The 24829-nt window shown below is 67.4% G+C and carries 31 protein-coding genes and 3 tRNA genes; 20 read left to right on the top strand and 14 right to left on the bottom strand.

Annotation, left to right across the window (positions count from 1 at the left end; all coding sequences use genetic code 11):
- Positions 1–1688, bottom strand: a 1688-nt coding sequence (locus VFX97_20770) for a phage/plasmid primase, P4 family (protein ID HEX5705645.1), incomplete at its 3' end; no start/stop codon positions are given.
- 281 nt (positions 1689–1969) lie between these two features.
- Between VFX97_20770 and VFX97_20765 the strand changes: the two genes are divergently transcribed.
- Complete coding sequence (locus VFX97_20765) at positions 1970–2284, top strand: hypothetical protein (protein ID HEX5705644.1); 315 nt, start codon at positions 1970–1972, stop codon at positions 2282–2284.
- 49 nt (positions 2285–2333) lie between these two features.
- Here the strand turns inward: VFX97_20765 and VFX97_20760 are convergent, their stop codons facing one another.
- Positions 2334–2708 (bottom strand): hypothetical protein, encoded by a 375-nt coding sequence (locus VFX97_20760; protein HEX5705643.1) that lies wholly within the window; start codon positions 2706–2708, stop codon positions 2334–2336.
- Between the two features lie 65 nt (positions 2709–2773).
- On the opposite strand from VFX97_20760, the gene VFX97_20755 reads away from it, so the two are divergent.
- The 19 genes from VFX97_20755 (at position 2774) to VFX97_20665 (ending at position 14208) form a co-directional block, all read left to right on the top strand.
- On the top strand, positions 2774–3397 hold the full coding sequence (locus VFX97_20755; GenBank protein HEX5705642.1) for a hypothetical protein: 624 nt from the start codon (positions 2774–2776) through the stop codon (positions 3395–3397).
- The gene (locus VFX97_20750; GenBank protein HEX5705641.1) at positions 3394–3618 is read left to right on the top strand and encodes a hypothetical protein; all 225 of its coding nucleotides are present in this window, start codon (positions 3394–3396) and stop codon (positions 3616–3618) included. Before VFX97_20755 ends, VFX97_20750 begins: the two co-directional genes overlap by 4 nt.
- 199 nt (positions 3619–3817) lie before the next feature.
- Positions 3818–4174 (top strand): hypothetical protein, encoded by a 357-nt coding sequence (locus VFX97_20745; protein HEX5705640.1) that lies wholly within the window; start codon positions 3818–3820, stop codon positions 4172–4174.
- Positions 4175–4713: 539 nt separating this feature from the next.
- On the top strand, positions 4714–5283 hold the full coding sequence (locus tag VFX97_20740; GenBank protein ID HEX5705639.1) for a hypothetical protein: 570 nt from the start codon (positions 4714–4716) through the stop codon (positions 5281–5283).
- A complete protein-coding gene (locus tag VFX97_20735) occupies positions 5280–6941 on the top strand; it encodes a DEAD/DEAH box helicase (GenBank protein HEX5705638.1) in 1662 nt (553 codons plus the stop codon). Before VFX97_20740 ends, VFX97_20735 begins: the two co-directional genes overlap by 4 nt.
- A complete protein-coding gene (locus VFX97_20730) occupies positions 6941–7123 on the top strand; it encodes a hypothetical protein (GenBank protein HEX5705637.1) in 183 nt (60 codons plus the stop codon). Before VFX97_20735 ends, VFX97_20730 begins: the two co-directional genes overlap by 1 nt.
- Before the next feature lie 138 nt (positions 7124–7261).
- The gene (locus VFX97_20725; protein ID HEX5705636.1) at positions 7262–7456 is read left to right on the top strand and encodes a hypothetical protein; all 195 of its coding nucleotides are present in this window, start codon (positions 7262–7264) and stop codon (positions 7454–7456) included.
- A gap of 165 nt (positions 7457–7621) precedes the next feature.
- Complete coding sequence (locus VFX97_20720) at positions 7622–7837, top strand: hypothetical protein (protein ID HEX5705635.1); 216 nt, start codon at positions 7622–7624, stop codon at positions 7835–7837.
- Positions 7834–8013 (top strand): hypothetical protein, encoded by a 180-nt coding sequence (locus tag VFX97_20715; GenBank protein ID HEX5705634.1) that lies wholly within the window; start codon positions 7834–7836, stop codon positions 8011–8013. The genes VFX97_20720 and VFX97_20715 overlap by 4 nt, the downstream gene beginning before the upstream one ends.
- Positions 8010–8474, top strand: coding sequence for a hypothetical protein (locus tag VFX97_20710; protein HEX5705633.1), 465 nt, complete (start codon positions 8010–8012; stop codon positions 8472–8474). Before VFX97_20715 ends, VFX97_20710 begins: the two co-directional genes overlap by 4 nt.
- A gap of 90 nt (positions 8475–8564) precedes the next feature.
- Positions 8565–10466 carry a hypothetical protein gene (locus tag VFX97_20705; protein HEX5705632.1) on the top strand — a complete coding sequence of 634 codons (1902 nt, stop codon included), beginning with the start codon at positions 8565–8567 and terminating at the stop codon, positions 10464–10466.
- 99 nt (positions 10467–10565) lie between these two features.
- Complete coding sequence (locus tag VFX97_20700; GenBank protein HEX5705631.1) at positions 10566–10847, top strand: hypothetical protein; 282 nt, start codon at positions 10566–10568, stop codon at positions 10845–10847.
- Positions 10848–10964: 117 nt separating this feature from the next.
- Positions 10965–11207 (top strand): hypothetical protein, encoded by a 243-nt coding sequence (locus VFX97_20695; protein ID HEX5705630.1) that lies wholly within the window; start codon positions 10965–10967, stop codon positions 11205–11207.
- A gap of 87 nt (positions 11208–11294) precedes the next feature.
- On the top strand, positions 11295–12365 hold the full coding sequence (locus tag VFX97_20690; protein HEX5705629.1) for a hypothetical protein: 1071 nt from the start codon (positions 11295–11297) through the stop codon (positions 12363–12365).
- A 354-nt stretch (positions 12366–12719) separates the two neighbouring features.
- Positions 12720–12787: transfer RNA gene (locus VFX97_20685), tRNA-OTHER, on the top strand.
- Between the two features lie 68 nt (positions 12788–12855).
- Positions 12856–12976, top strand: a tRNA-OTHER gene (locus VFX97_20680).
- A gap of 53 nt (positions 12977–13029) precedes the next feature.
- A tRNA-His gene (locus VFX97_20675) sits at positions 13030–13097 on the top strand.
- 157 nt (positions 13098–13254) lie between these two features.
- Positions 13255–14019 carry a hypothetical protein gene (locus VFX97_20670; GenBank protein HEX5705628.1) on the top strand — a complete coding sequence of 255 codons (765 nt, stop codon included), beginning with the start codon at positions 13255–13257 and terminating at the stop codon, positions 14017–14019.
- A 66-nt stretch (positions 14020–14085) separates the two neighbouring features.
- Complete coding sequence (locus tag VFX97_20665; protein ID HEX5705627.1) at positions 14086–14208, top strand: hypothetical protein; 123 nt, start codon at positions 14086–14088, stop codon at positions 14206–14208.
- A 109-nt stretch (positions 14209–14317) separates the two neighbouring features.
- On the opposite strand, the gene VFX97_20660 is transcribed toward VFX97_20665, so the two are convergent.
- The 12 genes from VFX97_20660 to VFX97_20605 form a co-directional block, all read right to left on the bottom strand.
- Positions 14318–14878, bottom strand: a complete 561-nt coding sequence (locus tag VFX97_20660) for a hypothetical protein (GenBank protein HEX5705626.1) — start codon at positions 14876–14878, stop codon at positions 14318–14320.
- On the bottom strand, positions 14878–15447 hold the full coding sequence (locus VFX97_20655; GenBank protein HEX5705625.1) for a hypothetical protein: 570 nt from the start codon (positions 15445–15447) through the stop codon (positions 14878–14880). Before VFX97_20655 ends, VFX97_20660 begins: the two co-directional genes overlap by 1 nt.
- A 1-nt stretch (position 15448) precedes the next feature.
- Positions 15449–16204 (bottom strand): hypothetical protein, encoded by a 756-nt coding sequence (locus VFX97_20650; GenBank protein ID HEX5705624.1) that lies wholly within the window; start codon positions 16202–16204, stop codon positions 15449–15451.
- Positions 16205–16207: 3 nt separating this feature from the next.
- Entirely contained in the window at positions 16208–16807 is a 600-nt protein-coding gene (locus tag VFX97_20645) for a hypothetical protein (protein HEX5705623.1), read from the bottom strand.
- 28 nt (positions 16808–16835) lie between these two features.
- Positions 16836–17918 (bottom strand): hypothetical protein, encoded by a 1083-nt coding sequence (locus VFX97_20640; protein ID HEX5705622.1) that lies wholly within the window; start codon positions 17916–17918, stop codon positions 16836–16838.
- Positions 17918–19414 (bottom strand): hypothetical protein, encoded by a 1497-nt coding sequence (locus VFX97_20635; GenBank protein ID HEX5705621.1) that lies wholly within the window; start codon positions 19412–19414, stop codon positions 17918–17920. Before VFX97_20635 ends, VFX97_20640 begins: the two co-directional genes overlap by 1 nt.
- Entirely contained in the window at positions 19414–21972 is a 2559-nt protein-coding gene (locus VFX97_20630; GenBank protein ID HEX5705620.1) for a hypothetical protein, read from the bottom strand. Before VFX97_20630 ends, VFX97_20635 begins: the two co-directional genes overlap by 1 nt.
- A gap of 30 nt (positions 21973–22002) precedes the next feature.
- The gene (locus tag VFX97_20625) at positions 22003–22554 is read right to left on the bottom strand and encodes a hypothetical protein (GenBank protein ID HEX5705619.1); all 552 of its coding nucleotides are present in this window, start codon (positions 22552–22554) and stop codon (positions 22003–22005) included.
- On the bottom strand, positions 22547–22915 hold the full coding sequence (locus tag VFX97_20620) for a hypothetical protein (GenBank protein ID HEX5705618.1): 369 nt from the start codon (positions 22913–22915) through the stop codon (positions 22547–22549). The genes VFX97_20625 and VFX97_20620 overlap by 8 nt, the downstream gene beginning before the upstream one ends.
- Positions 22916–22925: 10 nt before the next feature.
- Positions 22926–23330: a hypothetical protein gene (locus VFX97_20615; protein HEX5705617.1), complete on the bottom strand. Its 405-nt coding sequence runs from the start codon at positions 23328–23330 to the stop codon at positions 22926–22928.
- 123 nt (positions 23331–23453) lie between these two features.
- On the bottom strand, positions 23454–23975 hold the full coding sequence (locus VFX97_20610) for a hypothetical protein (protein HEX5705616.1): 522 nt from the start codon (positions 23973–23975) through the stop codon (positions 23454–23456).
- A complete protein-coding gene (locus tag VFX97_20605; protein HEX5705615.1) occupies positions 23972–24766 on the bottom strand; it encodes a hypothetical protein in 795 nt (264 codons plus the stop codon). Before VFX97_20605 ends, VFX97_20610 begins: the two co-directional genes overlap by 4 nt.
- Positions 24767–24829: the final 63 nt, after the last annotated feature.

Below are 24829 nucleotides of genomic sequence, written 5' to 3'. Positions count from 1 at the left end.
TCCTCCTGGCGCTTCCTGAAGGTGTACGGGAAGCGGACCATGGCCAGGCGACGCCACGTGGCGTGGTCGGTCTCCACCACGGCGGGGGCGAAGTTCGTGTTGACGAACAGGGAGTGGCTGGCCGCGAACGTGACCGAGTCCTGGCGGATCTTCCGGGCCGTGATCTCTGGGGTGCCCACCACCTTCTTGAGCTGCTGCACGTTCAGCTGCCGTGCCTCCGGGGTCTCCTCCATCAGCGCGTAGCGGGCGCCCTTCAGCTCCATCAGCTCCGTGGGGTGCTGGTCGTGGTTGCCGAGGATCACGCGGTCGGAGACCAGGCAGGCGTACGAGCCCGCCGCCCGCTTGAGCGGCACGGCCAGGGTCGACTTGCCGTTCTCCCCGCCGCCCTGCTGCACGACCATCAGGTCGTCCGGCGGCATGTGGCCGGTGAAGGCCTGCCCTACGCGCAGCTGGTACCAGGGGTGCAGCTCATCGGGGAGGGCGCGTAGGGCGGTGCGGAAATCCGGGTCGTCCAGCGCTGCCGGGTCGTACGCCACCCCCGTCACCTTGGTCATCAGGTACGACGGGTCCGGCTCCAGCAGCTCCCCCGTGGTCAGGTCGACGACTCCGTTGGGACAGTTGAGCAAGTCCGGGTGGTTGTCGAACTCGGTGGCCTCACAGTGCAGCGGCCCCTTGGCCAGCCCCGCCAGAGCCCGGAGACGGTTGCTGGTCAGCACCAGGTTCCAGGCCTTCATGCGCGCGCGCACGTCGCTGCTCTGGTCCGTCTTGAACTCTTCCACCACGTCCTCCCAGTGCCCCTTGGCCCACTGGCGGATCGCTTCGACGAGCACCGCGTCCCCGGTCTCGGTCCACCGGGACCCGTCGTACCTCATCCACCCGAGCCCACGGGCGAACAGGAAGGACCCGTCCAGAGCCTCGGCGCACACGGTGTCGGTGAGGTAGGCATCGGTGAAGGACGCGTCCGTCGACACGGGTGCGGCCGGGGCCTTGGCGCTGCGCAGGCGGCTGAGTTCCTCCAGCGTTCCGCCGGCCGCAAGATAGTCGTCCACCCCCTTCACCGGCACACCGTTGATCTCGGACGGCACCGGGAGGTAGGTCGGGACCGCGTTCTTGGACCGGAGCCACTCGACAAGCCTCATCATCGCGTGGCGCACCTGCGGGTTGGTCGGCGCGTCGGAGTCGAAGCACACGGCCACGTGCCGTCCCTGAAGGGGGACGTCCTCCCAGTCGGCCAGGGTCCCTTCCTTGCGGCGCCAGTTCCACACTCCGGTGAGCGCGACCACAGGGGCTCCGTGGGAGGCGAGAGCGTCCGCCTTCTTGATTCCCTCGGTGATGATGAGACCGGCGGACGGGTCACGGACCAGGTGCGCCACGGCGGGAGGCACGTCCAGCCGGTTGCCCATGCCCGCCGGGGTCGCGTACTTGACCGGCTTGTCCTTGCCGGGCTTGTGCTGGGGCACGGCGGGCTTGAACTGGAGTCCGATGTACTCCCCGGTGACCCGGTACATGGGCAGCACGAGCCCGGGGAACGCGCTGTCGTCGCGGATGGCCCACGCGGGGATGCGCGCGGCGGCCAGCTTCTCCCGCGCGTCCGTTCCGACCGTCCGGTATCCCCGCTGCTCGATGAGCACCGAGTCGATGCGTGAGCCGTTCAGCTCTTCCCGGTGTTCGGGAGAGAGCGCGGTCAACGGGTCACCCCCGCGCGCGCGTCCAGGAACGTCTTCACCAGGTGATCGAAGGTGTCGTCTCCCTCGTTCTCCCGGGCCCTCTTCTCCTCCGCCTTGAGAGCGGCTCGGAGCCCGAACGCGGCCCCCGTCTCCCCCTCGAGACAGGCCAGGGCTTCCGCCACGGCCCACTCACGGTCGTTCAGTCGTACGCTGCGCTCTCGGCGCGGCCCGGGTCGTGTGTTCATGGCGGAACCGTAACACGCTCATGCTACGGTTCCGTCATGGCGACAATGAGAGAAATCATGACGGAGAAAGAGCCCGTGTGCCGGGCCACGCTGGCTGTCAGCTGGGTGGTCAAGCACGCCTACGACTGCGTGCGGCCGCAGAACCACGAGGGGCCCCACCGGGACGCTGACGGGGACACCTGGGACATCACGTACCGGGACGTGCCGCAGTGCCCCGCCACCACGGTCTGCGGGGAGACGCTACGTGATCTGGGTGACCGGCTGGACCGGAACGTGCTCGGGATCATGGAAGAGATCCGGACCGTGGTACGCCGGATTGACAAGCTGGAACAGACCAGCGCGACCGGCGCCGCTGAACCCGGACATGCGTAGAGCCCCTCCGCGATCGATCGGAGGGGCTCTTGCCCGTTGCACGCGGTGCCTACTCTACAGGCTCGTACACGTTCATGGCCTTGATCTGGACCAGCGAGAACGCGACCCGCCCCCTGGCGTCCTCGTACTTGGTGATGTACCCCAGGGCAGCCCAGCGGCCGATGGTGCGCGGGTCCACGCCGCAGATACGCGCGGCCTCCGCACGCGAGACGACTTCCAGGCTGTCAGGAGCCAGGACCAGCTCCCCCCGCCGGCGCTGGTCCTGAGCCAGCACCCGGCGCACGGGTATGCCGGCCCCGTTGCAGCCCTTGTGCGGCAGCACCGTCTTCGTCTCCCGGTCCAGGGGCCGGACCTTCCTGCACTTCCCGCACACACCACTGGGCACGGGCGCGGTGCTGTGCCGTGGCTTCTCAGTCTCGTTCATGGCCACTACGTTACCGGCCGTGTCCCTATTTGACGAGTCGCTCAACTGCCTTTAACGTGGGATCCATGACGGAACTTACCCCAATCAGACCCCGGCACAGCTCCGTGCTCCCGTCCGGCAAGGGCCTTGACCTGCTGGTCATCTGGGCAACAGAGGGCCCCCGCAACCTGGCCCCGCCTCCCTCCCAGCACGACGGAGGGCGCCGCAACGAGAGCCGGGTGCACGCGCTGCAAGCGCTGCGGCGCCTGGTCAACACGCTGAAGATCGAAACGGCTGAGCTGGAACCGAACCGGGGCCAGGCCCGCAACTTCGGCGCTCTGTCCGACCACCTGCTGAACGAGATCGCGTGGCGCGCCCGGTCCTACGGCTACGTCACGGCCGGGTGCCGTGGCCGCGTCCCGCTCTCCCCGCTTCAGATCGACGTGCTGTACAGCGTGTCGTGGGGGATGACCCTGGCGGAGATCGCCCGGGAAAGCGGCTGGAAGAACTCCACCAGCGTGTCTGGAATCCTCACCCGGGCCCGGGAAGCGCACGGCTGCGCCACGGTGGCGCAGCTGGTGGCCACGGCGTACCGCAACGGGTGGTTTCCCGGGGCCGAGGAGACCCGCGTTCTGCTGCGCGGTCAGATGATGTGGGACCCGTCCCGGCCGGGCTACAACCGGCCTCCGTACAAGGGGAACGTGGAATGAACAACGACCTGTCGGCCCTGGCCGACTTCGACGACGACAACTTTGACGAGAACGCCATCCGGAACTGGGCCACGGAAACGGGTGGCCTCCCCGACGAGAGCGCGTTCCCGTTCGCTTCGTGGCTGAACGGTGTATGGAACGGCTTTGACGACGGCTCGGGCGCCCAGACCAACGAGGACATCCTGAAGAGCGCGCTGGGGTTCTGGACGGGCCGCTCATGATGAGCCACCGCCGGCGCCGGTCATGGGCGTACACCACGCTGTACGTCGTGTGGGCCGTCGTCACCGCAGTGGCCCTGGTGCTCGCTCTGACCGGGTGCCGGGGAGAGGACACACGCCCGCCGGGCAAGAACGACGTGGTGCGAGAGAGCGGTCACCCGTGCAGGTGCGGGGACCGGGACACACTGAAGAGGAGCGGACGATGAGTGAAGAGACGTGCGGGAGCCGGACACCGAACGGGGTGGCGCTCTGTACTATCCAGCCCGGACACGACGGGGACCACTTCGACCTGAAGCTGGACGTGAGCTGGCCGCCGGAGCCGGTCAGTCCGCCGCAACCGGAGGACGGCCCCGACTACGTGATCCCGGATTCGGTGCGCACGCGCGTGGAGCTGCACCGGGCACAGACCGCGTACGACTTGACCCTTCTGCGGGCGCAACTGGACACCAGCACGGTCAGTTCAACCGTCTCCCGGAGGCTGCGGGCCCGGCGTGAGCAGCTCACGGCGGAGCTGGACGCGTGGGCGTACCTGGCCAAGGTCTCGAGGAGCCCGAGATGACCGACCGGTGCTGGTGCGGGCGGGAGTATCCGTGCCTTGATCACCGCTGATTCTGCGGAGCCCCGGTCGCCGGTTGCGGGCCGGGGCTCCGTTGTGCTTATAATTGGGACAGACGGAGACACGAGAGAGGAGACGGACATGAGCAAGTGGACGCTGCGTCAGCAGCGCACCCGACAGTTGCCCGACGGCGAGACGCAGGAACACTCAGCAGCTCTACGCGCGGCCCGGTACGCGCTGCGGCACGCGTGGCAGTTCCACGGCGCTGGGGTGGCGGACGCGCTGTCGGTCCTGACAGCGCTCCAGGTTCCTGCGGAACGGGCGTTCGGGGATGCCGTGTGTCTGTGCACGCACCCCCGTTCCACCCACAACCTGAACGGTCTGTGCATCGCGCTTCCGGGCGTACTCGGGTGCGGGTGCATGGGGTGGTCGGAGAAGCGGCCCGCCGTGGCTCCGGCCCAGTGTCCCGACTGCACGCACGCGCACGTGGAGGGCCAGAACTGCATGGCCTCCATGGGCCCGGGTTTCTGTGGGTGCACGGGATGACGATCAAAGCAGTGTTCCGTGTCCAGTGCGACGGGCCGTGCAAGGGGTGGCTGAGCCTGCCCAGCAAGCACCACATGGGGCACGAAGACCTGATCGTGCGCCCCACGACCGTGACAGCGGGCCTGTGGCCGGGGGAGCGCGCGGCGCGGACCGCAGCCCTGAACAACGGGTGGGAGGTGACGGGCCTGTCCCGGAACCCGGTCAGCTGGCTCTGTCCCACGTGCAGGCTGAACCCGCTCGATATCCGCATCCCACACGGCCGGCTCGGTGCCCGGTGCATCGTTACCGGCAAGTACGCGTCTGGGATCAAGGGCATCCCCTACTCGTCGATCGACGTGCCCGTAGACATGTACCAGGACAAACAGCTTCGGTACAGCGTTGAACACGACGTGACCAAGCACTTCGAGGGTCACACCGCTGGGACCGAGGTCACGGACATCGAGATCTTCTGGGTGTGGATGCCGGACGGGGACCGGATCTTGGAACTGGACCCGGATGACGATGGAACCGACGCGTGCGGCCACGGCGACGACCCGGACGAGAACTGCGATGGGTGCTACGGATGAGCACGCAGCTGAAACTCCGGGACTACCAACGCGGGGCCATCGACGCGGTGTTCGACGCGTGGTCCGATGGCATGCGCCGGCCCGCGATCGTCCTCCCCACGGGCATGGGCAAGACCGTGGTGTTCGCTCACCTGATCCAAGAGTTCCGTGACCACTACGTGAGCGGCGGCATGGGCTCCCCGGCCGACTCCGCCCCCGGGGGCCGTGTCATCGTGCTGGTGCACCGTGACGAACTCGCGGACCAGGCGATCAACAAGATCCGTGCCGTGGCCCCGGAGCTGTCCGTGGGCAAGGTGAAGGCGGACGACAACGAGATCCATGCCGACGTCATGGTCTGCTCGGTGCAGACGATCAGCCGTCACGGCCGGCGCGCCACCCTGGTCGCCGCTCAGCAGCGCGCTGGTGCCGTGGGCCTGATCATCACGGATGAGTGCCACCACGCGGCGGCCGTGTCGTACCAGGAGGTCTATGCCGCGTTCCCGCACGCGCTCCAGCTGGGTGTCACCGCGACCATGGCGCGAGGTGACGGGGTCGGGCTCGGAACCCAGTGGGAGGACGTGGTCTATACCCGCTCGATCCTGAACGGCATCGCCAACGGCCACTTGGTCGACGTGAAGGCGCACAACGTGGACGTGGAGGGGTTCGCCCTGGACCGGGTGAAGGTGTCCCGGGGCGACTATCAGGCCAGTGACCTCGGAGAAGCGCTGGAGGACTCGGGCGGCGACCTGGTCATCGCCAAGGCGTACCAGGAGCACGCGAGTGACCGGCCGGGGATCGTTTTCACTCCCACTGTGGCCACGGCTGAGTTGACCCGGGACGCGCTGAGAGCCACCGGCATCACCGCCGCGTCCATCTCCGGCGAGACGCCCCGGGAAGAGCGGCTCGGGATCTTTGAGGACTTCCGCACGGGCCGCACCCAGGTGCTGGTGAACTGCATGGTGCTCACGGAGGGGTTCGACGCCCCGTGGGCCAGTTGCGCAGTGATCGCGCGCCCGACCCGCTCTCAGCCCCTGTATATCCAGATGGTGGGGCGTGTGCTGCGCCCGTGGCCGGCGGGCGGTAAGAAGGACGCGCTCGTTCTGAACCTGAACGGCGCCGGCGGGAAGCTGTCCACGCTCATCGACCTGGAACCCGGGCTCGTCGAAGAGATCCGGGAGGGCGAGACCCTCACCGAGGCCGTGGAGCGGGAAGAGGCCGAGGGCCACACGCTCATCACCCGGGGCCACCCCGCGTTCGGGCTCAAGATGAGCGAGGTGAACCTGTTTGCCGCGTCCGGCACCGCGTGGCTGTCCACGGCGGGCGGGATCATGTTCATCGGCGCCGGAGACTGGACGTACTTCCTGTGGCCGTCCAAGGCGGAGGCAGGCGGGTGGGACGTCTGCCGGAAACCGAAGCGGGGGAAGTGGGAGCGGACCGCTCACACGGGGCTCACGGCGGAGCTGGCCATGTCGTGGGCCGAGGCCGAGGCCGAGAACCACGGCTCGTTCTCGGTGTCCCGAAAGGCTTCCTGGCGGGGCGGGAAAGCGAGCGAGGCTCAGCTGACGTTCGCGTACGGGCTCGGCATCGACACCACGGGCATGGGCAAGGCGGACGTGTCCGACGCCATCTCCGTGGCGCTGGAGTCCCGTGCGTTGGACCCGTACATCGGTGTTGTCTGATGGACACTCCGGAGATTCGTCGTGAAGCCAAACGTCAGGCCGGTCTCATGCTCGTCGGTAACCTGAATGGTTGGGAACCGGATGATCTGGTGCGAGAGCTGGGCCAGGACAACGTGGACCGGATCGCGCTGGAGATGAGCATGTTGGCACGTCGTCTCATCCGGGACGGGAGTCCCAAGTGACCCGTCCGCTACTCCTGGACCTGTTCTGCTGCGCCGGCGGGATCGGAAACCGGTTCCTGGCACGTGCTTGACTCTCCCGTCCTCCCGTGTCCATAATAGAGACACAGCAGGACACGGGAACGGAACAGGGAGACGGACATGGCTGATCAGGTGCTGGGAGATATGGCGGTAACCGAGCTTCTCCGTAAGGCTCAAGAGGATCTGGCTGGTCTCCGTCTATCGATGGGCAGTGACGCAACGCTGGTTCAGCGCGCGTACCTCGCTTCCCTCGGAGCCAAGCTGTGTGTAGCTGAGGACAAGCTGACCGAGTACCTGGTCACGGACCGTTCCTGACCAGCAGACGCCCCACCGGCCCGGATACCCGCAAGGGGTCCGGGCCTGAGGCAGTGGAAGGGGTCGGGCAGACAGGTAAGGATCCGGGGGAGAGCGTCGGTCTGATCGGACGCTGCTCGTTCTCCGTCCCCCGGATCACCCCACCTTCGACGAAAGGAACACAGCATGGGCAAGCGCGCGCGCAGGAAGTCGGACCCGTACGTTCCGCCGAAGTTCGGTGAAGCCGGCAAGCCGGAAGAGGTCAAGAACTTCGACGGGAACGTGTCGAAGCACGCGGTAGCGGCGGCTGACAAACGGCTGACCGGGGCCTACCCGTACGACAAGGACCCGGGCAGCAAACCGGCCATCGACCCGTCCACGGGCAAGCGGCGCGAACAGTGAGCGAGCGCAAGCCGTCCAGCACGGTGGACGCACTGACCACGGCCTACTGCATCGTGCTCACCGCGTGGTGCTTCCTGAACGGCTACGCGCTGCAATGGCTGATCGGCGTGCCGTTGGGCTCGGTGGCGTATCTGGTGGGCCGCCGAGTCCGCCACTCGAAGAGGAAGGAGAAGTGATCATGTTCTTTCTGCCGTGGTGGATCTACGTGCTGCTGGGCACGGTGGTGTTCATCTGTGCGCTGCTGGGCCAGTGGCTGGCCAATGTGGCACAGCTCGGGGTCGAACAGCCGGACGACGGGCCGTTCCCCTGCTTCGAGCACATGGGCACGGACGAGAACGGACGGGAACTGTGGTGCTGGCTCCTGCAAGGGCACGAGGGACGCCACGAGGACCAGTCGGAGCTTCCAGAGACGGTGTTCACGCGGGCGGGACCTCCCGCGTTCCTGCTAGACGAAATGCTGGCTGAGGCCGGGGACTCTCCCGAGGACGTGACCCTCCCGCCCCTGCCTCAGCGGCTGAGCAAGGTGCCGGTCCAGACTGAGCACAACGATCCGTGGCCGCAGTGCGAGGAGACAAACGGCACGGACGAATGGACGTGCCGACTCGCCAAGGCCCATTTGGGTGATCACAGGTACTGACACGACCACGGGCCCGCTCACGGCAACTGAGCGGGCCCTTGCCCCATGATGAGGGAGACTTCTCCCGTGGACGACGAACGAGGAGCAGCAGTGGACGACATCGAGGCCGTAGAGCTGAACGGTCCCACCAAGCAGGAGAAGCCCCGGGGAAAGTGCACCGGGTGCGCGTTCAGCTACCAGCTCGGTACCGCGCGCACGGGCGAGCACAAGGGCAAGCCGGTCATCCGCAAGCACAACTCGCGCACGGGCCCGGGGCTCTGCTCGGGGGCGCAGCAGCCTCCGGAGGTGGAGCACACGACCGGTTGCACGGAAGAGCAGCGGTTCGGCCCGTCCGTGTGTGCGGGGTGCGATGACTGCCTTTCGTGTCAGGGGGACCCGGATCACTGCGAGGAGCACGCAGCCACGGGCTACAACGGGCTTGTTCCGAGCGACGTGGTGGGGGTGGCCCCCGGCGGCACGCCGATCGTCGCGGACCCGTGGACGGCCCCGCTGGCCGTGGCGGAAGGAGACGTCTCCGACAACATCACGCGTGGCCCCTGGGTGCTCGCCGCGTTCGACGGGGAGTGCGACGGCACGTGCGGCGGATCGATCCTGGAAGGTGGCGAGATCCGGGCGAACGGTGAAGGCGGATGGCTGTGCGGGGACTGCGGTGCCGACGAGCCGCTCCCACATGACCACGGTCCGCTACCGTATTCCCTCAGCGACGCCGTGGCCGCTGCTCCGCTGCACGAGCCGCTCCCGCATGACCAGTGGACACCCACTGGGACTGTGCTCGACCGCATGACCCCGGAGCAGCGCGTGGAAGCGCTGGGTGTCTCGCAAGTCGCGTACGGGGCTCAGACAGCCGCGTTGCCCCTGCCCTTCACCGCGCCGGCGGCCGCCTCAGACATCCCCGAGTCGACGACCACGGTGAGCGGTCAGCCGGAGCCGGTCAGGGACCGGTGGGGCCGGTACCTGATCATGGGCACGGCGCACACGCGCGCGACCACGTTCGCCAAGCTGGGCGCCAACACCAAGGCCATTGAGGCATGGAACGAGCGCAACGTCATCCGGGGTCTGACCCTGCGCCCAGACCTGCTGATGCTGGCCAACGGGCTGGAGGTCAAGCGGGACCGCAACGACCTGAACTCCATCGCGGCTCAGGCCAAGGACGCGGCCGGGTCAAAGGTCGCGGCCAACATCGGCACCGCGTACCACGCGTTCAGCGAGCGTATTGATGCGGGTCTCATGTCCCTGGCGGACGTACCAACCGAGTACCGTCATCGAGTTGACCAGTACTTGTGCCGTATCAATGGCGCCGGACTGCGCACGCGCCCGGAGTGGATCGAGCGCACCACGGCCGTGCGCGCGGATCAGGTCGGCGCGCCGCTCCCGGTGGCCGGCACCCTGGACCGGATCTTCCAGCTGCCCGACGGGTCGCTGGTGATCGGGGACCTCAAGACGGGCTCGGACCTCAGCTACGGAGAGATGGAGATCGAAGTCCAGCTTGCGCTGTACGCGCACGGGGTGAACACGCACGGGCTGTTCGACTGGAACACGAAGACCTGGGAGCCCCTGCGGCACTTTGACTTCCTGCCCGGGTCGGTGAAGGTGCGCACGGACATTGCGATCGTGGTCCACCTCCCGGCGGACGGGGACGGCTGCACGCTGTACGTGGCGGACATCGAGCGGGGCTGGAGGGACGCTCAGCGGCTCGGGCCGCTGCAAGCCAGCCTGAAGGAGAAGAAGCGCTTCCGGACTCTGATGATGGCCGATCTTCACGGGCCGGTTTCGGCGCCCGGGCCGACCACGGAACCGCTTCCCTACCCGGCGCCGCTTACTGCGGACGACGCGTGGGGGCTGGCCAAGGAACTGATCTCCACGGCCCAGGACCAGTTGGCCGTGTCCACGATCTATCAGTTCGCCATGGACAGCGGGAAGTTCCACCAGGACCAGCTGGCCGTGCTGGTGGGGCTCGGCAAGGACAGGCTGAACGCGCTCGCACGCGCCTGAACGAACACGCGGTGAGGGAAGTGTGAGGGGCACGGGCTCAGCTTGTGCCCCTCTGACCACGCGCGGGACACTGGAAGCCCCTCACGACTGGAGTTCCCCATGACGAAGATCTGCATCGAGATTGACCCCGAGGACTCCACCAACCCGCCGGCTCCCGCCGTACGGTCGTACACCCAGACCATCGGCAACGGGACGCAGACGTCGTTCAACATCGCCCACGGGCTGAACACGGCGGACGTGGTCTACTCCGTGCGCAACCTCGCAACCGGTGAGGTCGACACGTACGACGTGTCCGGCACCGCGTCGGTCTCCGGTCTGGCGCTGAACTTTGCCTCGGCTCCGGCGGCCAACGGCGCTCGGGTGACCGTGCTCGCTGTCTGACCCACTGCTCCTCGTACGGCCCCGGAAGAATCTTCCGGGGCCTACTTGCGTTCCGTGTCCTCTCGTGTCCATAATAGAGACACAGAGGGACACGGGAACGGAAACAGGGAGACGGACATGGCCGGTCGCAGCACTTACGTAGTCGCTCACCCGGACAACGAGCAGACGGTGACGGAGCTGAAGGGCGGGAAGGTCCCCACTTTCGCTACGTGGGCGTTCTACCCGGACACGAACGAGTGGAAGCGGCTCGGCTGGAGCTACCTGGCCACTCTGGAGGACGCCAAGAAGAAGGCTCTCCCCGACTTCCGCAAGCACGGCATGAAGGTGACCGCCACCCGGGTGCTTCCCACCGCTCCCTGAACGACACAGCCCAACCGGCCCGGATACCCGAAAGGGGTCCGGGCCTGAGGCAGTAGAAGGACACGGAACCGGACACAGGAGACGGACATGAGCGAGCGATACCCGGTCGGTACAAAGGTCCAGGTCAAGAACGACGGACACGGTTCGCAGTTCCGCAGCGAGTCGGAGCGTGTCGGCGAGTTCGCGGGAACGGTCGTCGACACCGGCGCTCTTGACCACAACGGGTGGAAGATCCCGGAGGTGTGCGTCGAGTCGGCCACAGGAGAGCGTCGGATGTTCCTGGTAGGCGATCTGGAAGAGGCCCCCGCCGCGACGGAGTCGGCCCCGGCCAAGAAGACCCCGAGCACGATCAGGATCTCGGACCGGATGGCAGAAGCGCTCACGGATGCGGCACGGACCGAGGACGGGCACGAGATCCGGGTTGGTACCCGCGTCGGAACCACGGTCGCGCTGATGGACCGGGGTCTCGTGGAGTACAACCGGGAGCTGACGCGGGAGAACGGGTACGAGACCCACACGCTGACCGCGCGTGGTCTCTGGGTGAAGGGCTACCTGGAAGGGAACCCGGACGCGCGGGAGTTCCTCACGTCGATGGTGGACGCGGCGGTGAGGAAGGTGGGATCGGACACGGGCGACAAGCGCACGGAGACGATGACCAAGACGCAGCCGGCCCCGGAGCCCACGGAGCCGGTCCGCTACTGCGGCGAGCGGGAGACACAGACCGGGTACGACTACACGTGCACGCTGAGCGGTCCCCACGACACGCACAAGGCTCAGGGAATGAACGACCAGACGGTGTACGAGTGGCCCACGGTCATCGAGTACAGCGTCAAGATCTGGTACCGGTCCGGGGCATACGAGGGAGTCACGCACAGCCCGGAGGACCTGGCTCGGGAGATCTTCGCGGACGCGGTGGAGAGCGACGGTGTGCAGTTCGCTGAGCTGCACGGGCCGTCCGGCAAGCTGGTGGAGAGCAAGGTGCCGGTCCCGTCCGAGCCGCTGTCCTGCGGGCGGCTGTCCTGCGGGCGGGTGTTCACCGAGGACAGCTCCCGCGCGTGCGTGCGCGTCCGAGGCCACTACGGTCTCCATCGGGACCGGATCAACGCGTCCAGTTCCCGGGTCGTGTCGTGGGGAGACAACGAGTGCCGTACGGCTTGACCTCAGGCCAGTAACCTGGCTACAGTGGGACACGCACCGGGAGCCGGAGGGCGAAATCCTGGCCCCCGGTGCGGCCAACTGAATATCAAGGGCGAGTAGCTTAAGCCGGGGTCGGACCGGACACAGTGAAAAGCCTTTCGGGCTCGTACCGACCGAGTATCCGAGAGAGATCCTGGGGCAGATCCAGGCTCGTCCACTGGGTGATAATGCTGGGATCGCAGCAGGAGACTTCCCAAGACACGAAGCCCACGGGTGGATACGTCAAAAGACAACAGCATCTGCGACGTGAGGACCGAACGAGACGGTGGTCCCGAAGGGAGAGGCTGGCCTTAGGGCAACAGGAGATTCCCGGGTGACTGGATAGCACTGTGGGTAGTGCACGCCCGACGGGCGGGGCGATGGTTCGAATCCATCTCCAGTCACGGTGGCGGCGCGGGTCAAACCGTAGGGCGCCTATTCCACGGATTTACGTGGAGCGCTGCCACGTTAAATCGAGTTGGCTGAGCGGCCTAAGGCGCCGGGGAAGCCCGGTAGGACGATGATGCTGGACGTGGGCCCGGGTAAACCACGGAGCGGAATCTGACTCGGGGGTTCGAATCCCTCACTCGATACGCATGCTGGGAAGCAAACCGAGGGGCTTGATCACCCCGAGAAGTAGCTTCACGTGGTGTCCTCTAACGGCTAGGACCCTGAGGTGATCAGGAAATGCGGGTTCGAATCCCGTCCACCACACGGATTGGCTGACCTAAGAGGAATCCGCTTAATGAATACCCCCGCGTCAGCCGGGGATTGACCAGCGGTACAGAGTGCGCGTCCATGCGGGCCTACGCGGCGCACTCTGTACCGTGAGCACCGCCTGAAACCGCAACCGAACACAGGAGCAGCAGTCGTGACCGACCCCTTTGCCGGACCCGCAATCCTTCCTTCCACCTTCCCCACGGTCGCTTCGTTCCGTGGCCGGCTGGTGCTGATCAAGCCGCTGAAGCAGGAGACCGTTCCCAACAACCTCGGCGCCCCCGGCTCCACTCAGGAGCGCGTCACGGCGGACATCACCGTCGTGGACGGCCTCGGCCCGGTGCCGCAGATGAAGGGCAACCCGCCCACCCCTACGGGCCAGATGTTCGACGGTCCCGAGTACCGGGGTGTGTACGTCCAGTCCGAAGTGATCGTCAAGCAACTGGCGGACGCTCTCGCCGCCCGCACGTCGGTCCTGGCGTGGATCGACACCCGCAACCCGGGTACCCAGCCCATGAAGGGCAACCCGTGGGGCCTGATCGACGCGACTCAGAACCCGGACGCGGTGAACACCGCCCGCCAGTTCCTGGCCACGCAGATGGTTGGCGCCGCGTCGGCCCCGGCCGCTCAGAACCAGGCTCCGGTCTACGCGCAGCAGACGCCCGCCGGGTACCCGGCCGCTGCTGCCACGATCACCCCGCAGGCGGCGCAGTACGTCCCGGCTCAGCCTGCCACCTACGCGGCGGCCACCCCCGCTCAGGCGGCACCAGTGGGACCGGCCACCAACCTGGCCACGGAGCTGGCCCACGAACAGCTCCGCCAGAGCGTCCCCCAGAACGTCCCGTACCAGGCGCCCCCGGCGGCACAGCCCCTGCCGCAGCCTGGTTCGGCCCCCGCCGGAGTCAACCCGTTCGCGTAGGGGTCCAGCCCTGAACGGATGACCCGCACCGAAGCCCCGTCGACTCCATGCGGCGGGGCTTCGGCCATGAACGGAGGACCGGTGGACGAGATTCGCTACCTGTGGAACGAAGAGCGTCTGACGCTCCTGTGGCTGGCCGGGAACTTGCTCGGGTTCCTGGTGGCCGCCGTTCTCATCACGGTCGCCTAGGCGCGGTCACAGACACACGAGAGCCCCGCTCGGGTTGATCCCCGGCGGGGCTCTCGTGCTGACGGAACAGACGCGAACGAGGTTCACGCGGACACGCTTACACCATACGTCAGGTGTTCGTGAGCCGGAAGCACGCCATGTGCTTGTTCGAGATCCGGTACTCGGACGTGGCCGCGATCGGGTTGAACGTCAGGGAGAAGTAGTCCGTGGTCCCGTTCGCGGTGCCGACCGAGCAGATCGTCCGCATGACCGTCTCCCCCTGCGGGTCGTCGTCGTGCGGGGTGTACCGCGTCAGTTCCAGCCCGTTCTTGCGGATCATGAACTCGTCGCCGTTGGCGAACGCGTTCGGCACTTCGATGGCCCCCCACACGCACCACAGGCCGGCGCTGGTGGGGGTCATGCGTGTGTTGAACGACCCGAGATCGACGATCCCCGCGTTGTCCACGTCAACGAAGTCGAACGTCAGCTCGGTCTGGACGGAAGCGGGGAAGAACTGCTTGACCGTGGAGAGGTTGCGGACGCGCGCCATGCGCCGGGGCAGCACGCTCGCCATCACGGCGGCCATGTCCAGGTCAATGGCACGCGCCAGGGCTTCGATGTCCCCGGCCACGTCGGCATCGTCCGTGGACTGGCTGTAGGGGTAGTTCCGGTTCGCGGTGAAGGCCACCATCAGAGATCACCCATCTTGGCCACTTGCAGCTGACGGAACACGGAGTTGATAGCACCACCTGTGTTCTGGCGCTGCACCATGGTCACGGTGGTGCCGGCCACGGCGTGGAACAGGGAGGCGATGTGCACGGTGGTGGTCGCGGCAAGTCCTTCGTTGCCCCGGATGGCCTTACGTGCCAGCACACCGAGCACGCCACTGGAGACGAGACGGATGCTGCGGCCGGAGGGGGCGGCGGCGGCACTGGCGAACGTGGCGCGGCCGATGGCCAGGTAGAGCCCGGTCACGACGATGTTGACCGTGGTGTTCGACACGCCCAAGTTGACCATGGCCCCGTTGTCGTACAGCTCCGTGTCGTACGTGGCCGTGACGTCGGTGTTGTTGGCGATGGCCTGGTTCACCCCGCTGGCCTGGACGGAGCACGCGGGGAAGTTGTACCCGGCCGCGATCCGCAGGTCCAGCGCTTCCATGTCCGCGTCAATGTCCTGCGCCAGATCCTGTATCTGTGCGGGGAAACTGTTCGCGTCGGTGAATACCGGATACGTGTAACCACGGCTTGTGTTCTCTGGCATGTCAGCCCACGATCCTTGCCGTTGCGAAGTCCCAGTGGAGTCCGGTGCCGTCCAGGAGCACGGACCGCAGCCCGACGCGTACCGCGTTGGTCGCGGCTGGCACCGTGGCCGTGCCGGAGAGGGAACGCATGGGTGTGTCCTCCAGCTCGGGGATGTTGGTGAAGGCTTCGATCACGGTGTCTGCGGCGGACGTGGTGGGGTAGGCGTCCAGCGCGTTGGCGAACCAGAGCGCGCGTAGATCCCCGTCAGCCGTGTTCGGTGAGGGGCTCGGGTAGTACCCGTTCACGTACGCGCTGAGTTCCACCACGTCGCCCGGGGCCACCGCCATGGGGCTGGAGTAGACGATCGATGTGCTGGTCAGTGCCGTGGCCGCGACGACTTCGAGCAGACGCGTGCCGTCGACCGCCTCTTCGGTGTCTTCGATGCTGGTGAAGAACGCGGTGTTCGTGACGTTGTACAGGGTCCAGCTGGACGGGGTGCCGATGTCCGTGACCAGCTCGAACGACCCGTTTTCGATGCCGTTGCCCCCGGTGGCGGAGGACGTGCCGAGGACGAACCAGGTCGCCCCCTGCCGGATCACGGCCACCAGGTCGTTCACGGATGGCCGGGACTGCACCACGTAGGCCGCTTCAATGACCGTGTCACCCACGTCCACCAGCACGAAGAACGGGTTGACCGAGGTGACCACACCCGTGCGCATGAACGAGAACCGGTCGATCATGGAACTGAGCTGCTGGTTTTGCCCGTTGATGGCCACGGCTCACACGTCCAGCGGGAGCAGCAGGATGCCGGACAGACGCGCTTCGAACGCGTAGGTGCCGTCCGCCGGGGACAGCTTGATCTGGGTGCGGACCAGATCCCCCGCGTTGCACGGGAAAACGTCCATCGTCTCCATGCTGGTCTCGTTCACGGTGTCCACGGGCAGCGACGGACCTTCGAACCGGCGCCCCTCCGTACGGGCCAGCCCGTTCCGCAGGTGCCGGACCTGAAGGTCAGTGGCCGCCGCGTTGGTGCAGCGCACGTACGAGGTGAACGCGTAGAACCCGCGCACGGGGATGCGGAGGCCGAACGCGGTGAGGTCTGAGAACGAGGCAGGCTGCGCGTACGTGGTGGAGCTGTAGGGGATCGTCAGCACCGCGTTGCCGAGGGAGGACTTCGTGATCACCAGGTTGCCGGCGAACGCCTGACGGGCCGCGTCCGGCTTTTCGATCAGGTCGACGATGGACGCGTCCAGCGCCGTGGCGTTGGTGTTCACCTGCTGCGCCAGGTCCCGCAGGAAACCGATGTCCGATCGGTCCTGGACCAGCGGCGGGTCGCACTCGGGGAAGCTGTACCCCTGGTTCGGTGTGCGGTCGGTCATGTGTGTCTCCTCTGTCGTCCCGGCCAGCCTACGCGGCCACCGAGGAGCGCGCTGTAAAGCTCATCGGTGTCTGCGGGGAGAGCGGGTAGATCAGGGAGTCGATCACCTGGGTATCGGTGAAGCCCCGCCATTCCAGCCCGGCCACGTCCCCCGGCTCAAGCGTCATGTCCGGCACGCACGTGGCCGTCCACTGGCGCTGTAGTGCGGCGGACGCGGCCAGCTGGGAGCGGGCCACGCGCTGGGCGTCGAAGAACGCCAGGGACTCCTGGGATCGGATCTTGCGCACGCGCTTGCCGAAGTAGCCATAGAAGTAGGCCGGGTCCGCCGGATTGAGCACGCGTTCGGTGACCCGGATGGGAGTGGCTGTGTCAGGCCGTTCGGCGAGCACGACGATCGAGTTGTAGGCACCGTCCGCCGTGACCGTGGTGCGCGCGTTGGACAGGATGCCGGACGGTCCGTCGGTGAGCGTGACCACGGCAGGCTGGCCCACGTAGTTCAGGGAGCGCACGACGAACGAGCCGTCCCCGAGCGTGTACCAGCGTCCTTCCACGGTGGCGGCCAGGTCATCCAGGGCCTTTCCCCGGTCGTCGTCCCATGCCAGCTTGGGCACGGTGCCGTCCACCACGTCATTGGTGCCGAACACGGCCCACTCGAACCCGGCCGTGATCAGCCGCTGCATCTCGGCCACGGTCGACGCGCCCAGCACGGAGCGTTCCGGTTGCTCGAAGTCTGCGGCCAGCACGTCTGCGGCCAGGTCGTCTGCGCGGAAGGTCACGGCGCCGTCGCCCTCCCGCGTCGCGTCGTACACGCGGCCGGTGAACACGGGGAACAGCTCTTCCTCCCCACTGGGATAAGCGATACCGGTCTCAATGGTGACGATCGCGTGGAAGGGACTCAGCGGGTCCGTGTCGAGAGCGGGGAACCACTCGTCGGACGCGGTGAACGTGGCCGTGCGTGTGACGCGGGAGGTGAGCCGGGCGTTGACCTGGCCCCCGCCGATCGGGACGTCCTCCGCCAGGAGATCCCCGTCCGGGTTGCGCACGGTGAAGCGGCTCACCCGGTGGTGGGACTGCAACAGGGCGATCTTGTACGCGGGGCTGGAAGTGAGCATCAGGCTGCCCCTCCCGCCGCGATCTGCCCCCACGTGAGCCCGGTCGCGGTGAGATCCGCGTACGTGGGGTACTTGTCCTTGACCGCGCACCAGTTCGCGTCGTCGGTCCCCTGGGGAAGTCCCACCGGCAGGTCCACGGCGGTGAGCGGGGCCGACCACAGACGGACCGGCTTGCGCTGGTCCTGGCTGATGTAGCCCTCGTTCAGGTCCCCGGGCTGGAAGTACCGGTCCTGCTGCCCGTACGGCTTGTCCATGCCGTAGATCTCGGGAGTCTGGAAGAGCAGCGGGCCCCCGGCGGTGTACAGCTCGTACACACGGTTGATCGCGTCCAGGGACCGGGAGAGGAACAGGCAGCTGGTGACGATGTCCTTGCGCCGGGCGTACACGTCCGCCGGCCGCTCACGGTCCAGTACGGGGAAGAGTCCCGCGTCCATCGCCCGGACCTTGTCCCGGTATCCGACCCACGCCAGGTCGTCTCCGATCGCGGACGGGGCCGGGAGAGCGCTTACTGACAGGTTGTCGTACAGCGCGAACGGGCCGGCGTTCGTGCCCGTGCTGAACGAGCGCATGCCCACGGACCCGGCTGCGGCGAATGAGGAGTCAACCGCGACCACGGCCCAGTCGTCGGGCTCGGCCGTGGTCGCGGGCCACACCCGGGCGCGTAGGGAGTTCCCTTCCACCTGCATGCGTACGGTGAACATGCCCCCGGCGGTGTACGGCAGCTGTGTGGACCATCCCGCGATCTGTGTCTGGACCCCTGCGACGATCCGGCGCAGGGAGAAGACCATCAGACCGGACGGGAGGAACTCCAGCCGTGTCATGTACAGGTTGTTCACGTCGACCATGCGCGCGATCAGGCACGCGCCGATGGAGTTGGTCAGTGCCAGCTCGTTGATGCCGACGTCGGCCACGATGTCCACGTCCGCTTGCGGCTGAGCCACGGAGGTATGCCGGACGACTCCGCCGGGCGGGATCAGGTGCCGTCCCTGGCCGCCGCTCACGCTGTAGTCCGCAGCCGCACCGCCCGCCGTGGTCCAGGCGAGCACGGCCCCCGGAGGCTCTGTGCTGCCCCATGATGCGGCTGTGGTGCGTGTGAACGTGTCGGTGAGGAGCGCCGGCACCGGGCACGGGTCCGCCACGGAGGGGGTGAGGCAAAGGTCGAGCCGGAGATCTGCCCACGGGCGCCCCGGGTCTTTCATCCACACGTAGCCGTTGGACGGGATGGTGAACGGGCCAGCGACCATGGTGTCGCTGGTCTGGTTGTTCACCGCCACGTACCAGATCTGCTCGTCCAGCGGTGCCTCGTGGTCCGAGACGTACGCCTGTTCCCCGAGCAGCGACGATCCGAAGTGCCCGCGCACGTATTCGTTGTCCGCGTCCGGGCCCCCGACGCGGCGGTGGAGCGTGCCGGAGGTCTGTGTTCCCGCCGTAGCGGTCCAGTCGATGAACAGGTCGATGCGTGCGTTGGCCACGTCGACCGTTCCGGTCAGCGGCATCAGAACCTCACTCCCTGGCTTGCCTGACGGTCCCGGTCCCGGTTCGCGTCGTCAACGACCACGCGCATGCGGTCGGTGAGCAGCTCATTGCCGAGGTAGACGCTCACGTTCGGTGCGGCCACGGTGGTGCTCAGCGCGCCACTGACGGCCCGGCCGAACCCTCCGGAGGTGCTGGTGCCCGCGAGTGCGGGCGCGGCCAGGGGGGAGCCGCTGAGAGCCGACTGCATGGCGGCGGACACCAGCCCGGAACGGGAGGTGATGCCCTCCGCCAGTGACTCCATGATCGCTTGCCCGGAGTAGAGCGGGTAGCCGCGCCCGGAGAACGGTCCGCGTTTGGCCGGCGAGAACGGCAGCAGGTCCCGGGCCCGGCCCACCGCGTCCCCCACGGCGGAGACCACGGAGCCGATCTGGGAGACGATGCCGGATGCGAGCGAGAGCATCAGCCGCTGGCCGGCGCTGAAGAAATCCCCGGCCGCGTCGAAGATCCGGGCAACCGCGTCGAAGGTGAAGCGACGGATCACGCTCAGGGCGCCTGAGCCGCCGGAGCGGAACGCGTTGATCACCCCGCTCATCGCGGTGTTGACCATGCCCGGCAGGCGGATGGACAGGAGAATGAACTGGTTCTTGATCCCGTCCAGCGTGTCTCTGACCGAGGTGGCCATGCCGATGCCAGCGGTCACAGCCACGTTCTTGGCCCCCTCCCAGGCTTTTTTGTAGTCCCCGTCCAGGAAAGCCACCAGCGCACGGAACGCGGGGAGCAGGATCCGTTCGATCGTCTTACCCGCTAGTTCCTCGTATTTCGCGGCCAGATCCCTGATCCAGTCGATCACTTCGATCAGAGCTTCAACGAGCTTCTCCGTGAGGAACGCTGCGAACTCAAGGATCTTGTCGATCAGGGGCGTGAGTTCTTCCAGAACCTTGGCGATCACGGGAGCCCACCGGGTGAACCAGTCCACGACGATCGGCAGGATCTCCTCGATCAGCGGGGCGATGGCCACCACCACGTCGGCGATGAACTGTGCGAGCAGCGTGATGATCGGGATGAGTGCTTCGATCACCGGGACCAGCGCCGCACCCAGTTCCTCGGCCAGCACCTGGATGATCGGTGTCAGGGCGATGATGATCTCGTTCAGCGCGCTGAGCAGCGGATTGAGCACGGGCAGGATGGCATTCAGCAGCGTGAAGAACAGATCCACGATCGGGCTCAGCGCCGTGATCAGGTTGGCCACGGCCTCACCCAGAATGGCGAAGGTGGGTGCGAGCAGATCAAGAGTCTCGATCAGCCGCGCGCCGATCAGGTTGATCAGTGCCTGGACCGGCGGGGCGAGTGTCGTGATGACCGGCCCGAGGATCTCGAACGCGCGCTGGAGCAGCGGCAGGATGTTGGTGATGAGGGTCTGGCCCGTGGTGATGAGCGCGGTGAGGACGTCCTTGAACCCGTCCGTGGCGGTGAGGTCCTCCAGTGCTTGAGTGATCCTCTCCAGCGAACCGAACAGGCCTCCCCCGGCCTCCGACGCGGTCTCCATGATGTTGCCGAGGGCACCGAACACATTGCCCGCGATGCGTCCCAGCTGCCGGATGGTCGCCGCAGCTTCGTCGATGGCTTCCTTCAGCGCGCCCGACTTCGCCGCCTGGTCCAGCTTGGCGGTGAGGGAGTCGGCCACGTCCGCGATGCGGTCGGTGAGCCGGATCAGCAGCGGGCCCCCGCCTACGGACAGCTTGATGATCGCGTTCAGCAGCTGGCCGGGGATGCGTGCCAGGTTGTTGAACGCGATACCGCCCGAGCGCAGCGCGCGCCCGAGCGCTCCCGACTCACTCAGCCCCTGCGCTGATGCGGCGGTGTTGGCGGCCACCGTGTTGAACGTTCCGGCGAAGTCGAGAGCGGCCCGGCGCAGCACGGGCAGCGATGAGGTGGCCGTCTCCTTCAGCTGCTCGTCAAGGTCCCGGAACAGGCGGTTCTGGACGTCAAGCCGGATATCGTCCAGTGCGGGCCGGAGCCGCTGCATCTCCAGCACGAACGCTCGGGCCTCCGGAGCGAGCCGCTCGAGAGCATCGGCCAGTGCTTCCGCGTCGGGCTCGGCCGCGAACACCTGGCCAAGCGCGTCCTCAACACCGATGAGCCCGACCTTCAGCGACAGCGTGGCCGCCTTCAGCCCGACGAACGCGGTCACTCCCGCAGCTGCGGCGGGGGCGATGTTCAGGAGGCCCGCTACCAGCGCGCCCACTGCCGGGAGAGCGGCGGCGGCGAGCGAGGAGATGGCCCCGAGCCGGGCCGCACTGGTAACGGCGGACAGTGCGGAGCGCCCGAGCCGGGAGAACGTGTCCCCGAGCCGGGAGACCTCATTGTCCGCGTCCCCGGCCCGGCGGCTGGTCTCGTCCAGCTGGTTGATGGTCTGGTTCAGCGTGTTGTTGACGGTGCGCTGATCAATGACCAAGTTGATGTTGACTGGTGGTGCGGTGCGTTCCGCGTCGTTGACTATCTGAGTGAGCTGTGCGCGTACTTCCGCTTGCGCTCCGGTGGCATCGACCACCAGATTGACTACGGCGTCCGATGCCATCCGCCCCACCTCCGTCTCAGGTGCAGTGTCTCATCCGATGCTGACCCCGGGCATGCCCCGGAGCCGTTCGACCATCGGTCCCATGTCGTCGTCTATGTCCGCACGCTCTTCAGGTGTCGCTTCTGCGGGCGGGATCAAGAGTTCCGCCTCCAGCTTGACGATCTGTGTGGCGTCGGCCCCCTTGGTCAGGGTGGCCCACACGCACGCCAGGAACGCGGCGAGCGTCATGCGTTCCGGGTCGGCCCCGGACAGCAGCGCGGTACCCAGCAGCCGCCCGTTGTCGTTGAAGCACGCACCGGACAGACGCTGCGCTTCCCACCACGGGCGCCCGGCCGCGCCCGCGAGAGCGGCATGCGCGAACGCGCGCACGTGCGCGGGCTCCAGCTCGCCGCTCTCCACCAAGTCCACGAACCGTTCGTGGGTCTCTTCGTCCAGCTCACCGACCGTTGCCGAGACCCAGTTCTCGGATGACAGCAGAGTCAGCCACTGGCGGCCGGTGAGGGAGGGGAAGTCGAAGGTGTGGCCCCCGGCCGGGACCGGGAACGGGCTGTGGCGGAAAACGGCGGAGCCGAAGTCAGCCACCGGAGATGATGCGCGGGCCGGCGTCGGGTGCGGCGGGGGTGCCCACGACGTCCACGGGGGCGGCCACCGGCTTGCGATGGTCGGCCCACGGGAACTGAAGGACGGCCGAGGCCATTTCCATCAGCTGCGTGGGGGAGATCTCCCCGTTGATCAGGCCGTCTTCGATGACGTCGTACCACTGCTCAGGCCCGGTGAGCGTTTCCAGCACCCGGCACAGGCGCCGGACCAGATACGCCTGGTCCGCGTCACTCGACTTGCGGGAGAGACCGAGGGCGAAGAGCTGGCTCGGTGTCGGCTCACTGACAACGATCTTCAGGTCCCCCAACGGGAACTCTGCCTTCAACTGCTGCGTGTCGTCCATAGTCCCGATTCTAGTTCGTGATCCGGTATCCGCGCCCGGCCGTCTCTTCCCGGAGAGCACGATCAAGGAACGGGCGCGCGCGCGTACCCGGGTGGTGGACGACTTTCGCGAACACGACCTGGCCCCCGACCGTGAACTTGAGGGCCTGTTTGGTCCTGGGGCGGATGATGTGCGGACGTGTGCCGTCGTGCACCATCTCCGCGTAGTCGACGTTCGACGACACGGTGAACTGCGGGCGCAGGGTCCAGGTCCGGTTGGCCTTTCCCTTGATCGACGCGCGGAGCCGTCCGGTGTCAACCGGGCACAGGATCTTCCCCCGGTTCACCACCCGGCGCCCCGTGTTCTCCAGCTCCCGCAGGCTCGCTCCCCGTATCACCCGTCTCAGGTCCGCCTGATCGATCTGGATCCTGGCCATCGTCGATCACCTCCAGCAGTCCAGCCCCCGCGTACGCGCGCGCCCGCGCGGCCGATCCGGCACCGTGGGCGGTACCCGTGGCACCTTTGACCAGCCCGTTGAACGAGACCAGAACCCGGAACCTCAGCATTCGGAGCACTCCATCCATACGGCCACGGTCATGATCCCGCCCGCGCACAGGCCCGACGCTTCGAGCGGCTCCCACGCCCCGCCACGCACGCCGGGGATCTGCTCCCCGGGGCCGACGTTCGGCAGCTGGGAGAAGCAGCAGACGGCCCGGCGCATGGCGGACGCGTCCAGGTCCATCCGCAGGGCGAGTTCCGTCCACGCCCCGCAGTCAGGCCCCTTGGCCGCCGTGCCGAACGGGTTGCACCGGGCCACTCCGAGTTCCAGCGTGACGCGCTTGCGGAATACATCGCAAGGACTCGCACCGGGCTCTTCGAAGCCGAGCGGATCCTGTACCGGATCGATGCCCGCGATCCGCACCCATGCCAGTCCGGAGCAGCACTCATCCTGGGAGAGGCCGAAGCTGAGCGGGGCTTCCCCGCCCGGCCTGTGGCAGATCTCCGCCGGGGCTCCCTCGTCTTCCTCGAACGCGGTGACCAGGCACGCTCTGAAGGCGTCCGCAATCTCGAACGGGGTCATCCGTAGTTCACCGGAGCTTTCGGGAGGTCCGGGCTCAGCACGCGTGAACGGCGCTGGAGACCGGAGGGGTTGACGGCACGTACGAACAGGTCCACGTCACGGATACCGGTCAGCCCGTCCGTGAGCACGTCCGTGGGGCTCACGAACTCCACGTCCACGCCCTGGCGAGAGAGACTCGCGACCTGGGCGGGGAGCCCGCACGCGGCGCCGGCGCACGCCTTCAGGAACTCGGCGGCCAGGGCGCCGGCCGCGATCTCCCCCGCGCGCGGGAGCAGACGGCCGGGCTGGAGGGTGACGGAGAACGTGCCGTCCTCGGTGTCCGGCACGGCCGGGTCCTGGCAGGATGGCCAGCACTCTCCCCCGTCCACGCGTGCCAGGTGCTGTCCGACCATGACGTAGGCGGACGGGTCGAGAACGAGCCCGTTGACCTTGACCTCGGTGATCTCCGCCACCGGGGCACCGAGCAGCGCGCGGCACGCGGGCAGGCAGGAGCATCCGCCCCCGCACATGCAGTTACGCCACGCCCCGGTGGACCCGATGTAGGGCGTCATCCACGGCCCCGGGGTCCCGGCGGGCCACGTCTGGTAGCCGGACGCGGCGCGGCATCCGTCGCCGCACGGGCGCACGGTGACGGGACACTGGCCGAACTGATGGCCTGTGAGGCCGTCCAGGATGAACGTGGCCCACACGGTGGCCCGCTCGATGTCCTCGGCCGAGTAGTCAGCCAGGTTGGGGATACAGCCCGTGTCGATGGTCCATGAGCACGGCCCCGGGGGAGGGGGTGTCGTCATACCCTGTTCCTCTCTCCTTACGGGAGAGGGTCCGTGCGACGCTCAACCACGCGCACGGACCCT

It is taken from the genome of Pyrinomonadaceae bacterium (assembly GCA_036277115.1).
GTDB lineage: Bacteria > Acidobacteriota > Blastocatellia > Pyrinomonadales > Pyrinomonadaceae > UBA11740.
The sequence above is the reverse complement of the archived record's forward strand: the minus strand, read 5'-3'. Positions and strand labels throughout refer to the sequence as shown.